At 57.1% G+C, this 21362-nt stretch carries 23 protein-coding genes; 21 read left to right on the top strand and 2 right to left on the bottom strand.

From position 1 onward, the window contains the following. Positions 1-252 precede the first annotated feature (252 nt). The 17 genes from WA354_RS12615 to WA354_RS12535 all read left to right on the top strand — a co-directional run bounded on the left by WA354_RS12615 (position 253) and on the right by WA354_RS12535 (position 15813). On the top strand, positions 253-1293 hold the full coding sequence (locus WA354_RS12615) for an NADH-quinone oxidoreductase subunit B family protein (RefSeq protein ID WP_472813364.1): 1041 nt from the start codon (positions 253-255) through the stop codon (positions 1291-1293). 34 nt (positions 1294-1327) lie between these two features. Then, positions 1328-2947 carry a PAS domain-containing sensor histidine kinase gene (locus tag WA354_RS12610; RefSeq protein WP_472813363.1) on the top strand — a complete coding sequence of 540 codons (1620 nt, stop codon included), beginning with the start codon at positions 1328-1330 and terminating at the stop codon, positions 2945-2947. Beyond that, positions 2925-3617, top strand: a complete 693-nt coding sequence (locus tag WA354_RS12605; protein ID WP_472813362.1) for a response regulator — start codon at positions 2925-2927, stop codon at positions 3615-3617. Before WA354_RS12610 ends, WA354_RS12605 begins: the two co-directional genes overlap by 23 nt. A gap of 469 nt (positions 3618-4086) precedes the next feature. Continuing rightward, complete coding sequence (locus WA354_RS12600) at positions 4087-5151, top strand: NADH-quinone oxidoreductase subunit B family protein (protein ID WP_472813361.1); 1065 nt, start codon at positions 4087-4089, stop codon at positions 5149-5151. Between the two features lie 24 nt (positions 5152-5175). Continuing rightward, on the top strand, positions 5176-6984 hold the full coding sequence (locus WA354_RS12595) for a nickel-dependent hydrogenase large subunit (protein ID WP_472813360.1): 1809 nt from the start codon (positions 5176-5178) through the stop codon (positions 6982-6984). Positions 6985-7086: 102 nt separating this feature from the next. Beyond that, positions 7087-7680, top strand: a complete 594-nt coding sequence (locus tag WA354_RS12590) for a hypothetical protein (RefSeq protein WP_472813359.1) — start codon at positions 7087-7089, stop codon at positions 7678-7680. 33 nt (positions 7681-7713) lie between these two features. Next, entirely contained in the window at positions 7714-8385 is a 672-nt protein-coding gene (locus WA354_RS12585; protein ID WP_472813358.1) for a DUF5947 family protein, read from the top strand. Then, positions 8378-9028, top strand: a complete 651-nt coding sequence (locus WA354_RS12580) for a DUF6084 family protein (RefSeq protein ID WP_472813357.1) — start codon at positions 8378-8380, stop codon at positions 9026-9028. The genes WA354_RS12585 and WA354_RS12580 overlap by 8 nt, the downstream gene beginning before the upstream one ends. Then, positions 9025-10089 carry a hypothetical protein gene (locus WA354_RS12575; RefSeq protein WP_472813356.1) on the top strand — a complete coding sequence of 355 codons (1065 nt, stop codon included), beginning with the start codon at positions 9025-9027 and terminating at the stop codon, positions 10087-10089. The genes WA354_RS12580 and WA354_RS12575 overlap by 4 nt, the downstream gene beginning before the upstream one ends. Beyond that, on the top strand, positions 10086-10925 hold the full coding sequence (locus tag WA354_RS12570; protein ID WP_472813355.1) for a hydrogenase maturation protease: 840 nt from the start codon (positions 10086-10088) through the stop codon (positions 10923-10925). Before WA354_RS12575 ends, WA354_RS12570 begins: the two co-directional genes overlap by 4 nt. A gap of 30 nt (positions 10926-10955) precedes the next feature. Next, positions 10956-11171 (top strand): hypothetical protein, encoded by a 216-nt coding sequence (locus tag WA354_RS12565; protein WP_472813354.1) that lies wholly within the window; start codon positions 10956-10958, stop codon positions 11169-11171. 51 nt (positions 11172-11222) lie between these two features. Beyond that, positions 11223-11807, top strand: a complete 585-nt coding sequence (locus WA354_RS12560) for a YceI family protein (protein WP_472813353.1) — start codon at positions 11223-11225, stop codon at positions 11805-11807. 50 nt (positions 11808-11857) lie between these two features. Next, positions 11858-12178 carry a HypC/HybG/HupF family hydrogenase formation chaperone gene (locus tag WA354_RS12555; protein ID WP_472813352.1) on the top strand — a complete coding sequence of 107 codons (321 nt, stop codon included), beginning with the start codon at positions 11858-11860 and terminating at the stop codon, positions 12176-12178. Positions 12179-12197: 19 nt separating this feature from the next. After that, positions 12198-13325, top strand: coding sequence for a hydrogenase formation protein HypD (gene hypD, locus WA354_RS12550; protein ID WP_472813351.1), 1128 nt, complete (start codon positions 12198-12200; stop codon positions 13323-13325). Further along, on the top strand, positions 13259-14398 hold the full coding sequence (gene hypE, locus WA354_RS12545; protein ID WP_472813350.1) for a hydrogenase expression/formation protein HypE: 1140 nt from the start codon (positions 13259-13261) through the stop codon (positions 14396-14398). The genes hypD and hypE overlap by 67 nt, the downstream gene beginning before the upstream one ends. A 10-nt stretch (positions 14399-14408) precedes the next feature. After that, positions 14409-15593 carry a D-sedoheptulose-7-phosphate isomerase gene (locus WA354_RS12540; RefSeq protein WP_472813349.1) on the top strand — a complete coding sequence of 395 codons (1185 nt, stop codon included), beginning with the start codon at positions 14409-14411 and terminating at the stop codon, positions 15591-15593. Then, entirely contained in the window at positions 15586-15813 is a 228-nt protein-coding gene (locus tag WA354_RS12535; RefSeq protein ID WP_472813365.1) for a glutaredoxin domain-containing protein, read from the top strand. The genes WA354_RS12540 and WA354_RS12535 overlap by 8 nt, the downstream gene beginning before the upstream one ends. A gap of 38 nt (positions 15814-15851) precedes the next feature. On the opposite strand, the gene cax is transcribed toward WA354_RS12535, so the two are convergent. After that, a complete protein-coding gene (cax, locus tag WA354_RS12530; RefSeq protein WP_472813348.1) occupies positions 15852-16976 on the bottom strand; it encodes a calcium/proton exchanger in 1125 nt (374 codons plus the stop codon). Positions 16977-17213: 237 nt separating this feature from the next. On the opposite strand from cax, the gene WA354_RS12525 reads away from it, so the two are divergent. From WA354_RS12525 to WA354_RS12510, 4 genes are all read left to right on the top strand, one after another. Further along, positions 17214-18095: a bile acid:sodium symporter family protein gene (locus WA354_RS12525; protein WP_472813347.1), complete on the top strand. Its 882-nt coding sequence runs from the start codon at positions 17214-17216 to the stop codon at positions 18093-18095. A 67-nt stretch (positions 18096-18162) separates the two neighbouring features. Next, positions 18163-18450: a sulfatase-like hydrolase/transferase gene (locus WA354_RS12520; protein ID WP_472813346.1), complete on the top strand. Its 288-nt coding sequence runs from the start codon at positions 18163-18165 to the stop codon at positions 18448-18450. A 162-nt stretch (positions 18451-18612) separates the two neighbouring features. Beyond that, on the top strand, positions 18613-18744 hold the full coding sequence (locus WA354_RS12515) for a hypothetical protein (protein ID WP_472813345.1): 132 nt from the start codon (positions 18613-18615) through the stop codon (positions 18742-18744). 24 nt (positions 18745-18768) lie between these two features. After that, entirely contained in the window at positions 18769-20517 is a 1749-nt protein-coding gene (locus WA354_RS12510) for a sulfatase-like hydrolase/transferase (RefSeq protein ID WP_472813344.1), read from the top strand. Positions 20518-21151: 634 nt separating this feature from the next. On the opposite strand, the gene WA354_RS12505 is transcribed toward WA354_RS12510, so the two are convergent. Further along, the coding region (locus WA354_RS12505) for a hypothetical protein (protein WP_472813343.1) at positions 21152-21362 on the bottom strand (211 nt) is incomplete at its 5' end.

Raw genomic sequence — 21362 nt, 5'->3', positions numbered from 1 at the left:
AGGTGAGCCTCTTGGGAGAGCCTTGCGGCCCCCCTTCCGCCGCAGATTTTCCTTTCAGACCCAGCCTCTCAGCAAGGATCGCAGAAACGCAGCGATGCTCCCGCACGGCCCAAAAACCTATTGACCGCAAAAGTTCCAGGGCGCTGGCCCCTCCTGCCTGGATACCCGTTTCCCCTTGCCTAAATCCACTTTCCGGAGGGAATATAGTCGCTGCGCCGCTTCCCCTGGCCAGGCGCGATGCACAGGAGGCCCGTGGCAGGCTCGACCCTTTCCGCTCCGCCCATCACGGAGATTGATGTTCTATGGATTACGGCGGGGCTCGGATGCGATGGCGATACCATCGCCATGACTGCGGCTACGCAGCCGAGTATCGAAGACATTGTCATGGGCGGTATGCCCTGGATTCCCAAGGTTAATTTTCATAACCCATTTCTTTCCCTTGAAAACGGCGACGAATTCCTGCAGCGCTTCCACCTCGCTGCGGGAGGCGGCATTGACCCTTTCATCCTTGTTGTCGAGGGCTCCATCCCAAACGAAAAAAACAAGCAGGGCGGGTACTGGGCATCGCTCGGCACCGACGCCGCGACCGGCCAGCCAATCACGACCTGCGAGTGGATCGACCGCCTCGCCCCCCATGCTTGGGCCGTGATCGCCGTGGGCACCTGCGCCACCTATGGCGGTATCCATGCCATGGAGGGCAATCCCACCGGCTGCATGGGCCTGCCCGATTACCTCGGATGGAATTGGCGGTCTACCGCAAACATACCCATCGTCTGTGTCCCCGGCTGTCCCATACAGCCCGACAATTTCATGGAGACGCTGCTCTATCTTCTCTACATTGCCGCGGGCCGCGCCCCCGCGATCCCTCTTGACGAAGCTCTGCGTCCGACGTGGCTCTTCGGAAGCACCGTCCATGAAGGCTGCGATCGCGGAGGCTACTACGAACAGGGCCAATTTGCTGAAGAATACGGCTCTCCGCTTTGCATTGTGAAGCTCGGCTGTTGGGGACCGGTCGTTCAGTGCAATGTTGGCAAGCGTGGCTGGATGGGTGGCATTGGTGGATGCCCCAACGTTGGCGGCATTTGCATTGGCTGCACCATGCCCGGTTTTCCTGACAAGTTCATGCCCTTCATGAATCAGCCCCCCGGATCACTGCTTTCATCGGCCGCCGTCCAAACCTATGGTCGTGCCATTCATGCGCTCCGTAGGTTCACCCAGGCATCGCTCAACAAGGTCCCCAGTTGGCGCCGCCAGCAAGCTATCCCCAATAGGACGGATTCACATCCAAGCTAAGGGTTTTGAAGAGCCTCGTTAATGGAGTAACGAATTGGCACTGCTCGCGCAAACCGAATGGGGAGACCGCCCTCCGCAGCGTGAGGCCGAATGGAACAACGCCCCTATCTTTCCCGACCAAGGCGAAGCCGAAGCTCTTCTTCTCGAATTGGCCGGCGTGTTTGCAACGTCGAATGGAGCACCGACCCGAGACTCCGCAGTTCCGACTGCAGAAGCCCACGCTTCAAATCTTGAGGCCAGATACCGCGCACTGCTCGAGCAGATCCCGGCCGTGGTTTTCATGGCCTATCTTGATCGAGGCGTCAGTGAGGCCTATGTGAGCCCGGAAATTGAGGCCGCGCTCGGCTACTCGCGCGAAGACTGGCTTGAAGACCCCGTCCGTTGGTACGCCCGCATCCATCCTGACGACAAGGAGCGCTGGAGCATTGAAGCAGCCAGCATGTTCCTCTCCGGCAAGCCGCTTCGCTCTTCTTACCGCGTCATGGCGCGCGACGGCAGAGTCATCTGGTTCCACTGCGATGCCCGCATGGTGCGCCATGCGGATGGATCGCCCTGGTTCATTCATGGCGTGGCCTTCGATATCTCCGACTTGAAGGGAACCGAGCGCGCACTGCAACAGGAACGCAATGTGGTCTCTGCAATTCTCGACACCGTCGGCGCGCTCGTTACCGTTCTCGATCCCGAGGGCCGCATCGTCCGCTTCAACCGCGCCTGCGAACTCACCACCGGGTATGCACTGGAGGATGTCCGCGGCGGCCAAATCTGGGACTACTTCCTCCATGCGGAAGAAGTTGAGCGCGCCCGTTCCATTTTTTCGCAACTCAGTGCCGACCTGCTGCCACGGGATTTTCAAAGTCATTGGGTAACAAGGCACAATACCCATCGGCTCATCGCATGGTCCTGCTCCATGCTGCCAGGCAATGATGGTACGCCCAACTACATCATCGCCACCGGCATCGACATCACCGAACGGGAGCAATTGGAAAGAGCGCTCCTCGAGATCAGCGCGCGCGAACAACGCCGCATCGGACAGGATCTGCACGACGGGCTTGGCCAGCACCTCACAGGAATCGCATTTATGGCCAAGGTGCACGAGGCCAAACTCTCCGACAAAGACCTGACCGATGCCGCCGATGCCGCCAAGATTGTGAAACTGGTGAACGAGGCGATTCATAAGACGCGCGAGTTGGCGCGTGGCCTTCTGCCGGTCGTTTCCGATGCACATGGCCTGATGTCTGCACTCCAACTCTGGGCCGGAGAAGTTAAGGATCTATTTGGAATTTCCTGCCGCTTCGAATGCGAAACGGCGGTGCTGATCCATGACGACGCCATGGCCACACATCTCTATCACATTGCTCAGGAAGCCGTGAACAACGCCATCAAGCATGGACAGGCACGCAATATCCTCATCCGTTTGTCCGCCGAAAATGGATGGGGCACGCTGCTCATCAACGACAACGGCTCCGGCATCCAGGGCAACCACCCATCCAACCTTGGAATGGGACTGCACATTATGAGCTATCGAGCGGGCATGATCGGCGGGAGGCTGGACGTCCGGCCGACCCCGCCACACGGAACATGCGTCACGTGCATATTCCCTATGGTCAATGCCGGCGGAAAAGGAAATGAGAATGACGGCGAACCCCGTACTTGACTGTCCCGTGCAGACTGCAAAAAAGGCCGTTCTTGTTGTCGACGATCACCCGCTCATGCGACAAGGTCTGGCGCTCCTTATCAATCAACAGCAGGATATGCTGGTTTGCGGCGAGGCAGAAGAGGCGCAGACTGCGATGCAGGCAATCGCTCACTTGCATCCCGACATCATGATCCTCGACATCTCGCTCACTGGCCCCGATGGGCTCGAACTGCTCAAACACGCTCGCACTACAAATCCTGATCTTCCCGTGCTCGTGCTCTCCATGCACGACGAGGCCATCTACGCCGAACGCGCCCTGCGCGCGCGCGCTAACGGCTACATCATGAAGCAGGAAGCCACCGAGAAGGTGCTCATAGCAGTCCGCCGTATACTCAACGGCGAGATTTATCTCAGCGAGCGCATGTCCAATAAACTATTGCAACAATATATAGGTGGCGCGCCGTCGATGATCCAGTCCCGCATCTCTTCGCTTTCCGATCGGGAACTCGAGGTCTTTCGCCTGATCGGGGAGGGCCAAGCCACTCGCGAGATCGCCGAAAAACTTCACCTCAGCATCAAGACCGTGGAGACTTACCAGGCTCACATCAAGGAGAAGCTCGCCCTGCGCAGCGGCCGCGAGCTGATCCAGCACGCGATCCAATGGAAGATCAACGAAAAAAGCGCTTGAGTCGCCACCGTTTTAGGCTTCTTTGGTTCAGGCCCCGGCCGATCAGGGATTCCCCGATCTCTCCCCGAGAAAAAGTATGAAGCGAGAATAAGGTGCGTCCCGCTTGCGGCTCGTTCGCACACTCTGTTTGGATAGCGAAGTTCGATGAAAAACGACTTCCCTGCTCTTTCCAGAAAACCCCGCGCTTGATGATTGCAACTCAATATTGTCAAGTCAGCGTAGAGACCTAGACGCGGGATTTCAACGGTCCAATTTTGAGGTCGGCTCGAGTTAAGTAATCTGCGGCAGCGAATTCTCCGACGAATGCTTGCACGATCGCCACAAGCGACGCGGCTCATTCGCGCGGTCGCTGGTCGCTGCAATTGCCAATTTCCGCGCGGGCGCGTTTCATCTTGGCCTGGTTCGCGTCCAGCGATCTCTAATCGAACGATGGACGATCAGACAGTATCCGACAAGGAGACCCCAGATCATGACTGCTCAAACAGCTCCCTATGGTCGAGTAACGCAGAAGAAACCCGCGGTGGCCGAACTCCACATCTTATGGATAACGGCCGGTCTGGGTTGCGATGGAGATTCCGTCTCCATTACGGCGGCCACGCAACCGAGCATTGAAGATGTGTTGCTTGGAGCAATTCCCGGTCTGCCCAAGGTCCACCTTCACAATCCCGTGCTGGCCTATGAGGTGGGCGACGACTTCATGAAGTTCTGGTACGAGGCTGAGGCGGGCAGACTCGATCCCTTCGTCCTTGTGGTCGAGGGATCTATCCCCAACGAGAAGATCAAGAAAGAAGGCTACTGGGCGGGCCTCGGGACCGATCCGCATACGGGCCAGCCGATCACCACCAATGAGTGGATCGATCGTCTCACTCCCAAGGCTCTTGCCGTAATTGCCTGCGGAACGTGCGCGACGTACGGCGGCATTCATGCGATGCAAGGCAATCCCACCGGCTGTATGGGACTGGCCGACTATCTTGGCTGGAACTGGAAGTCCAAAGCGGGCCTCCCGATCGTCAACGTTCCCGGGTGTCCGGTGCAACCCGACAACTTCATGGAAACCGTCCTCTACCTGCTCTATCAGGTGGCTGGTCTTGCGCCGATGATTCCCCTCGACGAACAACTTCGTCCCACATGGCTCTTCGGCAAGACCGTCCATGACGGCTGCGACCGCGCGGGCTACTACGAGCAAGGCGACTTCGCTACGAGTTATGGCTCACCCAAATGCATCGTCAAGCTCGGTTGCTGGGGCCCGGTAGTAAATTGCAATGTGCCTAAGCGCGGCTGGATGGCCGGCATTGGTGGCTGCCCCAACGTAGGCGGCATCTGCATCGGCTGTACGATGCCCGGCTTCCCGGACAAGTTCATGCCTTTCATGGATGAGCCGCCGGGCGCGAGGATTTCCAGCGCCGCAATCGGCACTTACGGAAAAGCGATTCGGGCCTTGCGCAGCATCACCCAGGCCACCGTCAACAAGGAGCCAAAGTGGCGGCATTCGCGCGCCGAACTCACCACCGGCTACCACTCCAGCACCTACTAACTCAGCAAAGAAGGAGATATTACGATGGGGACGATTACCGCTACCCGTTCAGAGCAAGAGGCCGGAAAGAGCCAGTTAGTAGAGATGAATTGGGATCCGATTACGAGGATCGTCGGCAGCCTCGGCATCTTTACAAAAATAGACTTCGGCAAACGCAAGGTCGCCGAGTGCCACAGCACCTCCTCGATCTTCCGCGGATACAGCATCTTCATGAAGGGGAAGGATCCGCGCGACGCCCATTTCATCACCAGCCGCATCTGCGGCATCTGCGGTGACAATCACGCAACCTGCGCCACCTATGCTCAAAACATGGCCTTCGGCGTGCGCCCGCCGGCGATGGCCGAGTGGATCGTGAACCTTGGCGAAGCTGCGGAATACATGTTCGATCACAACATCTTCCAGGACAACCTGGTTGGCGTCGATTTCTGCGAAAAAATGGTGAAGGAAACCAATCCTGGTGTTTGGGATAAGGCCGAAAAGACTGCATCGCCTCACGCCGAATTGCACGGATTCAAAACCATTGGCGACATCATGAAGGCGCTGAACCCTTTCACCGGCTCTTTCTACGTCGAAGCCCTGCAAGTCAGCCGCATGACTCGCGAAATGTTCTGTCTTATGGAAGGGCGCCACGTCCATCCATCCACGCTCTATCCCGGCGGCGTGGGAACCGTACCAACCGTCCAGCTCTTCACTGACTACATTGTTCGCCTCATGAAGTATGTGGAGTTCATGAAGAAGGTCGTACCCCTGCACGACGATCTCTTCAATTTCATCTACGAAGCCATGCCCGGCTACGAAGAAGTTGGCCGCCGGCGCATCCTCCTCGGTTGCTGGGGATCGTTTAACAATCCCGATGTCTGCGACTATACCTACAAGAACATGGACCAGTGGGGCAAGGCCATGTACGTCACACCGGGCGTTGTTGTCGACGGGAAATTGGTAACAAACGACCTGGTCGACATCAATCTCAACATCCGCATCCTGCTCGGCAGTTCCTACTACGACGACTGGCAGAATTCCCAGACCTTCGTCACGAAAGATCCGCTCGGCAATAGCGTCGACCAGCGCCATCCGTGGAATCAGAGCACCTTCCCCAAGCCGCAGAAGCGCGACTTCAAAGAAAAGTACACGTGGGTCATGTCTCCCCGATGGTACGACAAACGCACGGGCGACCATCTTGCACTCGATACCGGGGGCGGTCCGATCGCGCGCTTCTGGGCCACAGCGCTTGCCGGCATCGTCGACATCGGCTACATCAAAGCCACTGGCCACAGCGTAAAAATCTATCTGCCCAAAACAGTCTCCCTGCCGGAAACCGAGTTCGAGTGGCATATCCCGAAATGGAGCAACGCCATCGAGCGCGATCGCGCGCGGACCTATTTCCAGGCTTACGCTGCGGCCGCCGCGCTTTACTTCGCGGAACAGGCCTTGGCGGAGCTGCACGCCGGTCGCACCCGCACATGGAATGACTTCAAGGTTCCCGAAGAAGCCATCGGTTGCGGCTTCCACGAGGCTGTGCGCGGCGTACTCTCGCATCACGTCGTCATCAAGGATCACAAGATCGCCAATTATCACCCCTATCCTCCAACCCCCTGGAATGCCAACCCGCGCGATGTCTACGGCACTCCAGGTCCCTATGAAGATGCGGTGCAGAATACGCCGATCTTCGAGGAAAATGGGCCGGACAAATTCAAAGGAATCGATATCATGCGCGCGGTGCGCAGTTTCGATCCGTGTCTGCCCTGCGGCGTGCACATGTACCTCGGCAACGGAAAGGTTCTTGAAACCCATCACTCTCCTATGTTCGGTGTCGGGTCCGACGTCCACGGCTGAGGGTTTTCGTTGGATTCATCCAGAGCGGGAGCGGGAGATTCGCACGCAGAACCAGCGGCGATGGATTCCCGCTCACACTTGACTCGCATTACAAGGAGGCCTGTGGCGACCGACAGCGAATTTCAGAAACAGGTTCAACAACTCGGAAAGCTGATCGTGCAATTCGATCAGATGCCGGAGAGCCCGCAAAAAACCGCGTGCAAGGAGCTGTTGCAGCTTCTGATGGATGTGCACGGAGCGGGTCTCGACCGCATGATGGAGATCGTCTTCGAAAGCGAAGAACCCGGCCCGTTGATCGTCGAGAGAATGGGACACGACACCATCACCAGCAGTTTGCTGCTGCTCTATTCGCTGCATCCAGAAGATCTGGAAACCCGCGTGGAGAGGGCCATCGAAAACATGCGCCCTCGCCTGCGCAAACTTTCCTGCAGCGTCGATCGCGCCAGCGTTATTGAAGGGGCCGTGCAAGTCCGCGTAATCACCGGCGCCCACAGTTGCGGATCGTCCACAAAAGACCTGCGCGCAATTCTGGAGGATGGCATATACGAACTTGCACCTGATTTGACCTCGCTTGAGATTCTCGGACTCGAAGAGCCATCGGCATCCGGCTTCGTCGCGCTGGAAAGCCTGATGGGCCACAATCTCCTGGCCACCGCGAATCACGTGCATTCTCCAGTAATGGAAGGTGCAGATTGAGTAGGCCTTGCGTCTTCGAACAAAGGGCACACTATGCCTGACGAGTCTACGCTCGCCTTCGAGCAGGCCTTTGGCGTTCTGCGCCAGTTCACCCGATCGCTCAGTGCGGCTTCTCGTGCTCTCGAGCACTGCGAGCTATGCAGTGCCGGCCTCCATCACGATCACCCCCACCTCGTAGAAATCGCCACACGCCAGATTCTCTGCGCCTGCGACGCATGCGCCTTGCTCTTCGACGGCCTGGAAAAGTCGAAATACAAGCGCGTCTCCCGCAACTCCCAGCACCTGCCCAATTTCGAAATGACCGACGGCCAATGGGAAAGTCTGATGATTCCAATCAATATGGCCTTTCTCTTTCGCTCAAGTCTGGAGAGCAGAATCGTCGCCCTTTATCCCAGCCCCGCCGGAGCAGTCGAATCCCTGCTGCCCCTCGATGCATGGGATGAAATTGCCGGGAACAACCCCATCCTGAATCAACTCAAGCCCGACGTTGAGGCGCTGCTCGTGAATCGAGTCGGCCATGCGCATGGCCTGAGAGATGCGGAGTACTACATCGCGCCTATCGATGAATGCTACAAACTCGTCGGCCTCATCCGCGCCAACTGGAAAGGCCTATCCGGTGGCGCCGAAGTCTGGACCGAGGTAAGCCGCTTCTTCAAAGAACTGCAATCCAAATCCGAAGTGGTCCGCGGAGGCGTCAATGCCTGACCTCAGTTTCCAGATTGACTCCGCCAGCGTCGTTGCCTTCGCCGCAGTTCCGATGATTGCGTTTCAGCTCCATATTCAAAATTCCGCAGCCGACGAAGCAATTCACACCATCGCCCTGCGCTGCCAGATTCAGATAGAGGTCACTCGCCGCCGCTACATGCCCGGCGAGCAGGAGAAGATGCTCGACCTCTTCGGCCAGCCCGACCGCTGGAGCCAGACACTCCGCAGCCTGCTGTGGACTCATGTCAACTGGGTGGTTCCCACATTCGCCGGCGCCAGCACCACCGTCAGCATGCAAGTCCCATGTTCCTTCGACTTCAACGTCGCCGCTACAAAGTATTTCGCCGGCCTCTCCGATGGCGACATTCCGCTGCTCTTCCTCTTTAGCGGAACCGTCTTCTACGCTCCCCCCGAGAGCCCTCTGCAAGTCGCGCCAATCTCGTGGGAACAAGAGGCCCGCTACAAGCTTCCCGTAAAACTCTGGCGCGAAATGATGGATGCCTACTACCCCAACAGCGTTTGGATCAGCCTCCACAAGGACACCTTCGATCGCCTCTATCGCTACAAGATGCAGCACGGACTGCTTGATTGGGAACATGCATTGGAGCGCATGCTCGCCGAAGAAGTTGAGGTAAATTCGTGAATCTCGACCGGGTCGAAAAAATCGCCGAGGCCGTGCTCTATGAAGGCTACATGCTGTATCCCTATCGGCCTTCCTCGGTCAAAAATCAGCAGCGCTGGAACTTCGGCGTCCTCTACCCGCCATCCTGGTGCGATCGACAATTCGGCTCTGACCGGTCCAGCATGCAAACAGAGTGCTTGCTTAAAACAGGCTCATCCACGCGACTCACCGTCAAAGTCCGTTTCCTGCACATCGTGCAGCGCTCCATCGCAAAGGCGGTCTCTCCAACGACAGGATCATCTGGACCGGCGAAACCCAATCTGGAACCTGTCGATCGCCTCGAATTAGCTGGCCGCGTCTATCAACCGTGGCAGGAAGCTGTGGAGCGCGAGCTTTCCTACGACGACCTCGACCCTGCCGACTTTGCCACAATGTCTCCGTTGCTTTTCTCGTTTGCCGAAGGAAGAGACATTGATTATTTGCGCGATGAGCAGGGTGCAGCAGTCGGTGCGATGATCCGCGAGTGGAATGCCCTCAACGGATCCGTTGAAATCCGCTCGCTCAGCTGCCACGACGACGTTGTCAGAATCGCCGTGCAGGTCGACAATTTGACCGGCAGCGACCTGCCAATGCCGTTTGAATCCGAATCGCGCGAGACAACGCTATCTCATTCGCTTGTTTCAGCCCACACCATTCTCGGCGCAGAGAACGGGGAGTTTCTTTCCCTGCTCGACACTCCCGCCGGCTTCGAGGAAGAAGTAGCGCATTGCCAGAACCTTGGCACATGGCCGGTGCTCGCCACCGACAACGCCGACGCGGTGCTGTCTTCTCCCATCATCCTCTACGATCATCCGCAAATCGCCCCTGAAAGCGCCGGCAATCTCTTCGACTCTACCGAGATCGACGAGATTCTTTCCCTCCGCATCCTCACGCTCACTGAGGATGAGAAGCGTGAAATGCGTCAATTCGACGACCGCACCCGCAGCATTCTCGAACGCACTGAGCAGATGCCCGAAGAACAGTTCATGAAGCTCCACGGCATCCTGCGCGGCCTCACCCCGTCAAAGGAGGAGATGCAATGAACGAATGGGAATGGAATCTCCTCGAAGATAAAACATCGACGGTGCGCGATGTAGAAATCGACGGCATCGCGGTCAAGGTCGGCGATCGCGTGCGCCTGCGTCCCAAAGAAGGCGGTGACATTTTTGACCTCGCATTGCGCGGTCAGGTCGCGATTATCGAAAGCATTGAAGAAGACTACGAAGGCACGCAGCACATCTGCGTGGTCATTGAGGACGATCCCGGCCGCGACCTCGGCATGATGCGCCAGCCTGGCCACCGCTTCTTCTTCACGCTCGCTGAAATTGAACCTCTTCCCCAGGCAGCGCCAACTCTCGAAGACGAAACGGCAAACAGGAAAACCATCAAGCCAAGGATTCTCATTGCCGGCATCGGCAACATCTTTCTTGGCGACGACGCCTTCGGCGTCGAAGTCGTGCGACGTCTCATGAACCGCAATCTTCCCTCCGACGTCCGCACTGTCGACTTTGGCATTCGCGGCCTCGATCTCGCATACGCCCTCCAGGACAATTACCAGACCACGATTCTTATCGATGCATTTCCTCACGGCCAAACTCCTGGAACCATCTCCGTCGTCGAGCCGGATACAAAGGAGATCGCCTCCGCGCCAGAGAGTCTCGTTGAGGCACACAGCATGCATCCCCTGAACGTGCTCCGCATGGCTGTCGCAATGAATGGTTCTTTGAACCGAGTGCTCCTCGTAGGCTGCGAACCGCATTCGCTCGGAGGAGACGAGGGTTACATGGGCCTCAGTGAGCCGGTCGAAGCTGCCGTAGAAGAAGCGGTGAACACAACAGAAGCATTGGTCAGGCATCTTCTCGCTGAAGAGGCCGTTTGAGAAATATCAAGGCGGAAAAGGAGAGCAGAAATGGCAATGGACCTGATGGAAGCAGCCGCAAACGGAACTGGAAACGACAAGGACACCCTCTACCTGCTTGGCGGAGTCGCCCTCATGGTATTCGGAGTGGGTCTGGTCCTCTCCAACCCTACAGTTCGCCGTTACATGTCGCAGTTCGGCGTAGGAAATCTCGCAAGCAATGTGATCCCCGACGTGGAGCGCTACTTCAAACTCCGCGCCATGTAGACAAAAGCATCATACGTCGCCTCGTCTGCACAGGAATAGGCAGGCGCGATCATGATCGGAAAAATGGAAACCGCCAAAGCCACGCTTCTCCACTACGTCGTCGACACAAAGGCCAGCCGCCTCACGGTACAGGCCTTTGCATCCGGAATCTTGTCCGCCATGGGCCACAATCCTCATATCGGCATTCGCACCTTCACGGGCGAGGTCGACTTCAACGCCGAAACATCCCTCGCTGGCCGCTTCAGACTTTCAATCAAAACCAACTCCTTCGGTGTGCTCGACGACATCAGCGACAAAGACCGTCGCGAGATCGAAATGATGATGAACGAGCAAGTACTCGAATCGTCCAGATACCCCGACATCGTGTACGAAGCTCCAACCGTCACCATCACACGACTTGGGGGCGCTCTCTACTCGGCCACGCTTAATGGCACCCTCAGTTTCCATGGCGTCACCCGCGACCAAATCGTCGCGGCTCGAATCGCAGTATTTGATGAAATGATCCGCGCCTCCGGTGAGTTCTCGTTGAATCAATCCGACTACGGCATCAAGCCTGTCTCCGTCGCGGGCGGCGCACTCAAAGTGAAAGATGAATTGAAGTTCAGCTTCGAAATGATCGCACGTAAACAGGAATGAACTGAAAACGTCCGTGTTGCGGGCACTCGTCTCTGGGAAGGAAACCACTCATGTGTTTAGCCATTCCGGGAAAGATCGTTGAAATCGCCGAGGGGCAAAGCGACGTCGGCATCGTCGAAGTAACCGGCGTGCGACGCAAGGTCCAACTCGGCCTGCTGGCTGATGACATGCCGGTCAAAGGCGACTGGGTCCTCATACACGTTGGCTTTGCCATGTCGAAGATAAGCGAGTTCGACGCCGCCGAACAGATGCGCCTCCTTTCCATGCTCGGCGAAATCGATCAGGCCATGGAAGAGGTTCGCGGCTACGGGGCCGACGACGGCAGGAGCCAAACCATCGGCGTCCTCGAATCCTGGCGGCGACCCAATTAACAAAAACGGGAGAAAACCGATGCGCTACGTTGACGAATTCCGCGATCCCGAACTCATCACGAGGGCCTCTGAAGAGATTCGCCGCCTCAGCGATCCCACGCGCCACTATCGCATCATGGAGGTCTGCGGCGGCCACACTCACGCCATCTATCGCTTCGGCCTTAAAGACATCCTGCCTGAAAACATTGAGCTGATTCACGGACCCGGTTGCCCCGTTTGCGTGCTGCCCATGGGCCGCATTGACGATGGCCTCACCATCGCCCACGAGCCCAACCGGATCTTCGCGGCATTCGGCGACATGATGCGCGTGCCCGGAGCCAAGGGAAGCCCCCTCGAACACAAGGCGCGCGGCAGCGACGTTCGCATCGTCTATTCCCCTGCCGACGCGCTCGAAATCGCCAGAAAGAATCCCGAGAAGGAAGTGATGTTCTTCGCAATTGGATTCGAAACCACCGCACCATCAACTGCGCTTACATTGATGAGCGCAAAAAAACAGGGTGTTCAGAACTTCACCGTTTTCTGCAATCACGTCACGATTGTTCCAGCCATCCGCGCCATCCTTGATTCGCCCGACATGCGTCTGGATGGATTCATCGGCCCCGGCCACGTCTCCACCGTCATCGGCTGCAGGCCTTATGAATGGATCGCTCGAAACGAAGGCAAGCCCGTAGTGACCTCCGGCTTCGAACCGCTCGATCTGCTCCAGTCCATCGTCATGCTGCTAAGGCAACTCGCCGCCGGCGAAGCAAAAGTCGAAAACCAGTACAAGCGTGTCGTCCCGTGGGAAGGCAATCGCGCAGCTCTGAAAGTCATGGCCGAAGTCTTTGAGCTTCGCCCCTACTTCGAGTGGCGCGGCCTTGGTTTCATCTCTCAATCGGCGTTGCGCATCCGCGACACCTACGCCGCATGGGATGCAGAGCGGCGCTACTCCGTGCCTGAAACGCGTGTCGCCGATCCAAAATCCGCGCAGTGCGGTGAAGTGCTAAAAGGCGTCTTGAAACCCGCGCAATGCAAATTGTTCGGCAAGGAGTGCACGCCTGAACATCCCATCGGCGCGCTCATGGTTTCATCGGAGGGCTCATGCGCAGCGTATTACAACTACGAACACCGGAAGTCGCTGGTAACAACGATCAGCGCAGTGGCCTGACCAGCAGCACTCCCCACCCCGACGCCTCACGTGCCGAAGCCCCGCCAAAGCTGCGCTTCAAAGACCCGCAAATCGAGATGTCACACGGCGCCGGTGGCAAAGCCAGTCGCAGACTGGTCGAAGGCCTCTTCGCTCCGCTCCTACTTTCTTCCGACTCCTCCGAACGCCTAGCCGACGCTGCCCACATCGAAATTGGCGGAGCCATCGTCGCCTTCACCACCGACAGCTTTGTCGTTCACCCTCTGCGCTTTCCCGGAGGCTCCATCGGCGAACTCGCCGTCAACGGCACCGTAAACGACCTCGCCGTCTCCGGCGCCAAAGCCCATTCGATGGTCGTCACCTTCGTCCTCGAAGAAGGCCTCGCAAGCTCCGTCCTCGAAGCCGAAGTCCGCGCCATGGCCGACGCCCTAAAACGCGCCGGCGTCACGATGGTCGGCGGCGACACCAAAGTGGTTGAGCGCGGCAAAGCCGACGGCATGTACATCACCACCGCCGGAATCGGCAGCCCCATCCACGGGGTCCACGTCGACGCAAAAACAGTCCGCCCCGGAGACAAAGTCCTGCTCTCCGGGCCCATCGGCGATCACGGAATCACCATCCTGCTCGCCCGCGCAGACCTCGATTTTGAGGCCAACCTCAACTCCGACACGCGCTCCGTACTGCCGATGATTGAAGCCATGGCCGCCCACGCCGCCCCCGGCATTCGCTGGATGCGCGATCCCACCCGCGGCGGACTCGCAACTTCTCTCAACGAACTCGCCCGCGACTGCAGCCTCTCCATCGAGCTCAACGAAGAAGAAATTCCCATGCGCGATGAAGTGCGCGGCGCCTGCGAACTCCTCGGTCTGGATCCGCTCCACATCGCCAACGAAGGCCAGTTTCTCGCTATCGTCTCACCCGAGTTCGCCGACATCGCGCTCAACGCCATCCAACTCACCGCCGGCGGCGAAGAAGCGCGCATCATCGGGCAGATTCGCAAAGAACCCGCCAACACTGTCGTCGTCAACACACGCTATGGCGGCACCCGCATCGTCGATATGCTCGTCGGCGATCCCCTCCCGCGCATCTGTTAGAAGGACACCTATGGAGACCGCAGCCAAGCTCGCGACTCAGATCGAAGAAGCGTTGCTCTTCCGCAATGAAATCCTCGAGGACTTCTTTTGTCAGGAAAAACGCAAGCTGGCCGAAACCTGCCGCGAAATGTCCGAACGCTTCCTTGTCGGCGGCCGCTTGCTCGCTTTCGGCCGCGGCGCCTGCTCCACCGACGCCCAGCATGTCTCCGTCGAATTCGTGCATCCAGTCATCGTGGGCAAACGTGCCCTCCCTGCGCTCGATCTCTCCGCTCTGATGCAACCCTGGCTCGACGCCATCTGTCGCCCCGAAGATATCGTTATGGGCTTCGGTCCTCCCCACGGTGATCCCGAGGTTTGGAATGCGCTCGAATCTGCACATCACCGTGGTGCGATGACCTTTTCACTGCCCGGCACCGGCGGTTCCTATGCATTGCAAACATCAGTGGAAGATCCCTTCATACACCAGGAATTAGTCGAGATCTTCTACCACACGCTTTGGGAAACAGTGCACGTCTTCCTCGAGCATCGCGAACTCGGCCAGGACGTCGGCGCTAGCGAATTCCTTTATCCCTTTCTCGGAACCAAAAAACAGGAAACTTCCTCCATCGTCTCCGAAGTCGCCGACTCAATCCTGATGAAAGTCCGCGACGATACCGCGCTCCGTCTCCGTCTCGCCTCCGAAGAGTCTGAGCATCTCGGCGCAACTGCACTTGCCATCCACGAGCGCCTCGCTCAAGGAGGCAAACTCATCATCTTCGGCAACGGTGGCTCCGCGACAGACGCCAACGACTGGATGATGGACTGCGTGCTGCCCCCGAAGGGTCATCGCACCATTCCCGCAATCTCGCTTTCGATGGAGCCCGCCAACATCACCGCCCTCGCCAATGACGTTGGCACGGAGGTGATCTTCGCCCGCCAGCTCATGGCCCAGGCGCGCCCTGAAGACATCGCTATAGGCATCTCCACCAGCGGCGGCTCGCGCAACATCGTCATGGCTCTTGAAGAAGCCCGCAAGCGCAAGCTCCTCACCGTGGCATTGCTCGGCAATGACGGGGGAGAAATCGCCCGTCGCGGACTCGCCGACTTCCCCATCATCGTGCGTAGTGACTACATCCCGCGAATTCAGGAGGTCCAGGCCTCCGCCTACCACGTCATTCTCGATACCCTGGAGGTGCTAAGCCGTGGCGATGCTTGAACTCTACGGATCACCGCACTGCCCTTTTACACGCGAACTCCGCGATTGGCTCGAATGGACTTGCAAAGACTTCATCGAGTACGACGTCGACACCGACCCCGAGGCCAACGCCCGCATGCGTTCTCTCAACAGCGGAGACCGCAACGTCCCGGTTCTCATTGAAGACGGCAAAGTAATCCAGGTGGGCTGGCAGGGCCGCAGTTGCATCATCGTCGCTTAACAAGCCTGGGCGCCACCTGAAAACAGTAGACCCTGACATTACCCAGGAACGAGATAAAACGCGATTCCCAAAATCAGATAGGCCGCGATCAGCTCGGCTCCCTCGAACCAGACGGTCTCTCCATCATTGACGATCATCTCCAATGTGAGTGTCGCGAGTGCGATGCCTGCGATCTCGAGCGGTGAAAAGAACAACTGCATCGGGTTCCCGAGCAAGTACGAGGCAAAGACCAGGACCGGTGCAACAAACAGTGCAACCTGCACACTGCTCCCGATGCAGATTGATAGGGTGAGGTCCATTTTGTTTTTGTGGGCCATCATTATTGCGGTCGAATGCTCAGCAGCATTGCCGACCGTGGCGACTACCACGACGCCGATAAACATCGACGACAGCCCGAGCGCATGCTGTGCGGCACTAATCTGGTTCACCAGCATCTCGCTCAGCACCGCAATCAGTGCTGTCGCAATAAGGAGAGAGATTGCTGGCATCCATGAGGGCTCCACGCGGTCGTCAGCGCCTTCGCTCGTCAGAGGAGTTTCCCTGTTCCTGATCTGGAACAGGAGACCGCAGGCATATAAGCCAATCAGAACACCTCCGGTCCAGAGACTGAATCGATCCAGCGCCGGCATTCCGGTCGATAGATTGCCGTGGACCGAAAGCGCATAAACCGCAGGCATCACGAGTGCTATCACAGCTATAAACATCATCGTGACGCTTGCCGATACCGCTCGGCGGTCGAAGGTCTGCCTTTGGCGGCCGATGCCTCCAACCCACACACTTGTTCCGAGCACCAGCAGAACGTTTCCAATAATGCTTCCCGAAAGCGAAGCCTTTACAACTGCCTGGTGACCTTCACGCAATGCGAAAAAGGCGATGATCAGTTCGGTCGCATTCCCCATCGTCGCATTGAGCAATCCTCCCAGCTTTTCCCCGAGCCTGCTGGAAAGATCATCTGTGGCCTTGCCCAGCGAAGCAGCCAAGGGAATAATGCCGAGTGCAGATGCACTAAAGATCAGCACCGCGGAACTACTCACATACGCGACCAGAAATGCTGCGGGGACAAGAACGAGGGCAAAATCGAGAACGCGATGGCCAGTTTTAAGAGGAAGATACTGCCGAAACTTGCGCACTCCAGAGAGCTGGCTGCTGCTCGAATGTTTCATGCTTGTCAAGTATATGCTGGTCGAAATGAAGGCCTTTTCTGCCCGGAACCAATCGTTTCAGAAGAGTGTCCCCTCGTTTATCGGGATTGCATCCCGGTAGTTTTGCCAGTATCGAAACCATGCGAATCCGCCTAACGTTCCCAGCAGAGAGGGATGATTGGCCTTCGAAGCTTCCTCAGCGTTTTGGATTGAATGTTCAAAGAAGCGATAAATAGCAATGCGTAAGCAGGTGAGAGTATGACTCCTCAAGCAATCGTCGGTTTGGCGCTAAAGGTGAGCATCATGCTCACGGTCTTCGGATTCGGTCTACAAGCAACTCGCGATGACCTCCTTTATGTGGTGCGAAGGCCAGGCCTCATGGCGCGCTCACTGGTGGCAATGTTCGTAATCATGCCAATTGTGGCAATCATGTTGACGTCTGTATTCCACTTCCAGCTTCCTGTCGTGATTGCGTTGATTGCCCTCGCGATTTCGCCGGTGCCTCCACTCCTACCCCGAAAGATAGGTAAGGCGGGTGGCGTGGCGCCATATGGATTGGGGCTGATGGTCACGGCCGCGACGATATCGATTTTGTACATCCCGCTGGCTGCCTACCTTATTGGTACCTACTTCAATAAGCCCTTTGATATGGCACCGGGAGCTGTAGCAAAACTGATTCTGATGTCTGTGCTCTTGCCGATCGCGGCAGGCATGGCGCTCCAGAACGTTGCACCTGCTTTGGCCGAGCGAATCGCAAAGCCGGTAGGACTGTTTGCGAAGATTTTCCTGTTGGTCGGCTTCTTAGCCGTCATAGTTTTTGCCCTTCCGAAGTCATTTGTGCTCATTGGCAACGGAACGTTAGTGGCCCTAATCGTTTTTATTGTCATTGGTCTTTTGGTTGGACACTTTCTCGGAGGCCCCGGCCCCGAGGAGCAAATCACTCTTTCGCTTTCAACCGCGTGCCGTCATCCTGCGCTCGCGATCGCGCTCGCAGCTGCAAACGTCCCGGAAGAGCATAACGTGTTCAGCGCCATTCTTCTTTACCTCGTGCTGAACGCGATCATCACCTCCGCCTACATGTTCTGGCGTCGCCGCAAAATCAAGGCCGCGGAGAAAACGCATACGCAGCTAGCTGTTTGAGCGGACAAAGAAACAGCAGTCAAGTTCGACGAACCGATGCGATATCGTCGCAACGAAAGGAATAGTCATGGCACTCAAGGAATACAAACCGGGAACCGCATTCTCCGGCACCATCGGTCGCACGTACGAAGTTTCCTCACCAGCATGGCCCCAGCCGAAGCGCACCAAAGAGGGAACTCCGAATGTGCTCTTCATTGTCCTGGACGACACGGGTTATGGACATCTTGGGTGCTACGGCAGTCCCATCGCAACGCCGAATATCGATGCATTGGCGGCTGATGGACTTCGCTACAGCAACATGCATACGACGGCGCTCTGTTCGCGGTCCCCGCTCGGGCATCATCACCGGCCGTAATCACCATTCCAATCATGTGGCATGCCTGACGAATGCTTCAACTGGGTTTCCGGGATCCGATGGTTACATCCCATTCGCGAACGGATTTATCTCCGAGATTCTTCAGAATGCGGCTATAACACCTACGCTGTTGGCAAATGGCACCTGGCTCCTGAGGAAACAATGACAGCGGCAGGGCCTTATGATCGCTGGCCACTTGGTCGTGGATTTGAGCGCTATTACGGCTACCTGGGCGGTGATACCAATCAATGGTATCCCGAACTCGTTCGCGACAACTCGCAGACCGAGCCGTAGAAAACGCCCGAAGAGGGATACCACTTGACGCCGGACCTCGTTGAAAAAGCCAAGGCGATGATTGCTGATGCCAAGCAAGTCGCTCCGAACAAGCCCTTCTTTACCTATCTCGCACTGGGAGCGATGCACTCTCCTCATCATGTTCCCAAGGAGTGGGCGGACAAATACAAGGGCAAGTTCGACGCCGGATGGGACGCCTACCGAAAGCAGGTCTTTGAGAACCAGAAAGAACTCGGCATCATTCCGCAGAACACTGTGCTCTCGCGCCATGATCCGGATGTGCAGGACTGGGAGACGCTGTCTGCCGATGAACGCCGTGTCTATGCGCGGATGATGGAAGTCTTCGCCGGCTTCCTGACGCATACCGATCACTACATCGGCGAGATGATTCAGTTTCTCAAGGATCTCGGCGAATACGACAATACGCTCATCATGCTGATTTCTGACAATGGATCGAGTGCTGAAGGTGGTCCACACGGTTCACTGAATGAGGTCAAGTTCTTCAATAACGTTGCTGACACCGTTGAAGAAAACCTCGCGGCAATTGACGAAATTGGCGGACCTAAACACTTCAACCACTTCCCATGGGGCTGGACTTTTGCAGGCAACACACCGTTCCGCCGCTGGAAGCGTGAGACCTACAGAGGTGGTTCCACCGATCCATTCATCATCACGTGGCCCAAGGGCATTAAAGCCAAGAATGAGATACGGACGCAGTTTGCACACCTCATTGACATGGTGCCGACTGCTCTTGATGCGATCGGAGTTGAACAGCCGGAGGCGCTGAGAGGAGTGACCCAGGCACCGATCGAAGGCGTCAGCCTCGTCTCCACGTTTGATAATACAAAGGCCCCGGAAACTCGCGTAACTCAGTACTTTGAGATGTTTGGGCATCGTTCGCTTTATCACGATGACTGGCGCGCTGTTTGTCCATGGCCCGGAACTTCCTTCATCGAGTCCGGAAAAACCTTCGGGACACCTCTTACAGCAGACATGCTTACCGAACTCGATGAAAAAGGATGGGAGCTCTACAACCTGAGGGAGGACTTCGCCGAGACAAATAATCTCGCTGCCAAAGAGAAAGGTCGCCTGATTTCGATGATCGGCATGTGGTACGCCGAGGCCGGCAAGTACAACGTACTTCCGATCGACAGCCGTGGATTGCAGCGGGTTCGCGAGGAGCGTCCGCAAATCGCAGAAAGCCGGAACCGTTACGTGCTCTATCCAGGCACGCAGTCGATTCCCGCGGGTGCGGCACCACAAATTCTCAACAAGCCATTTTCAATCAACGCTGAAGTAGAGATTCCTCCGGCGGGAGCCGAAGGAGCTCTGCTGAGCTTCGGCGGCAACGATGGCGGCATCTCACTTTACATGCAGGAAGGGAAACTCTGCTTCCTCTACAACTACGTCGCTGTCACCTACACATATGTGAAGTCCAAAGACGCAATCCCATCAGGTCATCACTTCCTGAGCATGGAATTTGCGCCGACCGGCAAGCCGGACTTCACGCAGGGCAAAGGTGCGCCCGGCACTGCCACGCTGTTCGTTGACGGCAAAGAAGTCGGACGCGGCGATATTGCTGCAACTACGCCGAATCGACTGGCGCAAGGAGGAGCGATGCTCGTCGGAGCCGACACTGGCTCGTCGATTAACCCCGAATACAAAACGCCGTTCAGCTTCACCGGCACCATCAAGCGGGTCATTGTGGACATAAGCGGAGAGCACGTTGAAGACTACGAAACCGCGATGCGAGTATTCCTTGCCAAGCAGTGATCGGCGTGGTGCAGAGATGGTCTTGGACGGAAACGAGAAACCTGAGGTGCTACACCGTGACAATTCTGAGAAACTCTCCCCTCCTTGTTTTCGCGCTATCTCTGTTCGTGCCGGGACTCTCTGCTCGGATTGGGGTGTTTCTTCGTGACAGGCGAGGGAGCATTGATGACGCGGCGCGCCAAGACTTCGATCGTGTTCTTGGCGCGACACTCACTTTACTTGGCCTCATCGTTGGATTCAGTTTCTCCATGGCTGTCACCCGATACGATCAGCGCAAATCATACGAGGAGGAAGAAGCCAACGCCATCGGCACCGAGTATCTCCGCGTCGGTCTTCTGCAGCCGAGCGAGGCAACAAAACTACGAGATCTTATGACCAGGTATCTTGATCAGCGGGTCTTTGTTTTACGAATCCAGGAACAAGGCGCAACTCGATCAGATCAATTCTGGAACAGCAACATCTCGCTATTCACAAGACCCGTTTATTCGGAGAGACATTATTTGGCGCTGCATACACGAACGGATATGGAGACTTCTTCAAGCTGACGGTCTGACTTCACTCCAGCCGAGTAATAACGGCTTCGCCATGGCCATTGGCGGATGCCGCGTCCCTGCCGAGATATGGAAAGCGCTCATCAGTCCGCTGAGACGAACGACTGATCCGGAGCGATGGTCGCCTGGCAATTTGCGATCGAAGCAGGCTCCTCGAAGCTTTGTGGTTTGGGGCTTGCCTGCACCATCTCACCAGCGAGCAACATTTGCATAGCCGTGCTATCCCAGCGGCGGACAGCGGTATCCACAATGAGCTTCAGGTCAGACAGAAAAGTGGCCCGTGCCATGTATTCC

The organism is Occallatibacter sp., assembly GCF_049802275.1.
In the GTDB taxonomy this organism is placed as follows: Bacteria; Acidobacteriota; Terriglobia; order Terriglobales; family Acidobacteriaceae; genus Telmatobacter.
The sequence above is the reverse complement of the archived record's forward strand: the minus strand, read 5'-3'. Positions and strand labels throughout refer to the sequence as shown.

What these genes read in the sequence shown, in the direction of transcription:
- WA354_RS12535 (WP_472813365.1), top strand. Translation starts at nt 15,586, where the DNA reads ATGCTTGAACTCTACGGATCACCGCACTGCCCTTTTACACGCGAACTC.
- cax (WP_472813348.1), bottom strand. Translation starts at nt 16,976, where the DNA reads ATGAAACATTCGAGCAGCAGCCAGCTCTCTGGAGTGCGCAAGTTTCGG.
- WA354_RS12565 (WP_472813354.1), top strand. Translation starts at nt 10,956, where the DNA reads ATGGCAATGGACCTGATGGAAGCAGCCGCAAACGGAACTGGAAACGAC.
- WA354_RS12560 (WP_472813353.1), top strand. Translation starts at nt 11,223, where the DNA reads ATGATCGGAAAAATGGAAACCGCCAAAGCCACGCTTCTCCACTACGTC.
- WA354_RS12595 (WP_472813360.1), top strand. Translation starts at nt 5,176, where the DNA reads ATGGGGACGATTACCGCTACCCGTTCAGAGCAAGAGGCCGGAAAGAGC.
- WA354_RS12605 (WP_472813362.1), top strand. Translation starts at nt 2,925, where the DNA reads ATGACGGCGAACCCCGTACTTGACTGTCCCGTGCAGACTGCAAAAAAG.
- WA354_RS12555 (WP_472813352.1), top strand. Translation starts at nt 11,858, where the DNA reads ATGTGTTTAGCCATTCCGGGAAAGATCGTTGAAATCGCCGAGGGGCAA.
- WA354_RS12585 (WP_472813358.1), top strand. Translation starts at nt 7,714, where the DNA reads ATGCCTGACGAGTCTACGCTCGCCTTCGAGCAGGCCTTTGGCGTTCTG.
- hypD (WP_472813351.1), top strand. Translation starts at nt 12,198, where the DNA reads ATGCGCTACGTTGACGAATTCCGCGATCCCGAACTCATCACGAGGGCC.
- WA354_RS12520 (WP_472813346.1), top strand. Translation starts at nt 18,163, where the DNA reads ATGGCACTCAAGGAATACAAACCGGGAACCGCATTCTCCGGCACCATC.
- WA354_RS12570 (WP_472813355.1), top strand. Translation starts at nt 10,086, where the DNA reads ATGAACGAATGGGAATGGAATCTCCTCGAAGATAAAACATCGACGGTG.
- WA354_RS12540 (WP_472813349.1), top strand. Translation starts at nt 14,409, where the DNA reads ATGGAGACCGCAGCCAAGCTCGCGACTCAGATCGAAGAAGCGTTGCTC.
- WA354_RS12600 (WP_472813361.1), top strand. Translation starts at nt 4,087, where the DNA reads ATGACTGCTCAAACAGCTCCCTATGGTCGAGTAACGCAGAAGAAACCC.
- hypE (WP_472813350.1), top strand. Translation starts at nt 13,259, where the DNA reads ATGCGCAGCGTATTACAACTACGAACACCGGAAGTCGCTGGTAACAAC.
- WA354_RS12525 (WP_472813347.1), top strand. Translation starts at nt 17,214, where the DNA reads ATGACTCCTCAAGCAATCGTCGGTTTGGCGCTAAAGGTGAGCATCATG.
- WA354_RS12515 (WP_472813345.1), top strand. Translation starts at nt 18,613, where the DNA reads ATGACAGCGGCAGGGCCTTATGATCGCTGGCCACTTGGTCGTGGATTT.
- WA354_RS12580 (WP_472813357.1), top strand. Translation starts at nt 8,378, where the DNA reads ATGCCTGACCTCAGTTTCCAGATTGACTCCGCCAGCGTCGTTGCCTTC.